Origin of the sequence: Actinosynnema sp. NPDC023658 (assembly GCF_040639995.1) — a bacterium.
In the GTDB taxonomy this organism is placed as follows: Bacteria; Actinomycetota; Actinomycetes; order Mycobacteriales; family Pseudonocardiaceae; genus Actinosynnema.
In genome coordinates, this window is record NZ_JBFAAX010001423.1 from 1 (window position 1) to 1,151 (window position 1,151).

2 protein-coding genes are annotated in these 1,151 nt (G+C 72.5%); one reads left to right on the plus strand and one right to left on the minus strand.

The window, feature by feature from the left end; genetic code table 11:
• Positions 1 to 788: oxidoreductase (locus AB0G02_RS41500; protein ID WP_360806452.1), on the minus strand; the 788-nt coding region annotated here is incomplete at its 3' end.
• A gap of 65 nt (positions 789 to 853) precedes the next feature.
• Here AB0G02_RS41500 and AB0G02_RS41505 point away from each other — a divergent pair.
• Positions 854 to 1,151: helix-turn-helix domain-containing protein (locus tag AB0G02_RS41505; RefSeq protein ID WP_360806455.1), on the plus strand; the 298-nt coding region annotated here is incomplete at its 3' end.

Below are 1,151 nucleotides of genomic sequence, written 5' to 3' on the forward strand. Positions count from 1 at the left end.
ACCGGCTTCGGTGCGCCGCGGCTGTGCAGGACTCCGCCCGGTCCCACGTAGCTGTCGCCCGGGACGTCGGCCACGGCCGCGTACAGCGTGGGCAGGGCGCCGTCGTCGTCGCTCTGCGCGAGCAGGCCGGTCACCTTCTCCTGCACGAGGCGGCGCACGCGCCCCCCGTCCGGCTTCAGCAGGTTCGTGGCCGCCATGCCGGGGTGCGCGGCGGTCGCGACCACCGGTGAGCCGACCTCGTCGAGCCGGCGCTGGAGCTCCGAGGTGAACAGCAGGTTGGCCAGCTTGGACTGCGCGTAGGCGCGCATCGCCCGGTACGGCTTGCGCTCCCACTGGAGGTCGTCGAAGTCGATCGAGCCGACCCGGTGGGCGTTGGACGACACGGTGACGACCCGTTGCCGGATCCGGGGCAGCAGCAGGTTCGTCAGGGCGAAGTGCCCCAGGTGGTTGGTCCCGAACTGCGACTCGAAGCCGTCGGCCGTGCGGGACAGCGGCGGGATCATGATCCCCGCGTTGTTGACCAGCACGTCGACCGGTCCGGTGAGGTCCGCGGCGAACGCGCGCACCGACGCCAGGTCCGCGAGGTCGAGCCGCCGGACCTCGACGTGGCCCGTCATCGCGGCGGCGGCCTCGCGCCCCTTGTCGAGGTTGCGCACGGCGAGCACGACGTGGGCGCCCCTGCCCGCGAGCACACGGGCGGCCGAACGGCCGATACCGCTGTTCGCGCCGGTGACGACGACGGTGCGACCGGTCAGGGAGGGGACGTCCGAAGCCGTGAATGTTGTCATGAGCTACAAAGTAGACGCTGACAACAATGTCGTCAACGAAAACATGCTGCGCTACCCTCCACCCCGTGCCAGAAGCGACCGACGAGCGGCCCTACCACCACGGGAACCTCCGCACCGCCCTGCTCGACGCCGCCGAGCGCGGCCTGCGGGAACGCGGCGCGGACACGCTGGCGCTGCGCGACCTGGCGCGGGAGATCGGCGTCAGCCACGCCGCGCCGCGCCGGCACTTCCCGAGCCGCCAGGCGCTGCTCGACGCGCTCGCGGTGGCCGGTTTCGAGCGGCTGGACGCGGAGTTGCGCGCGGCGTTGACGAGCGCGGACGACTTCCCGGCCCGCGTGCGGGCCACCATGACCGCCTACACCC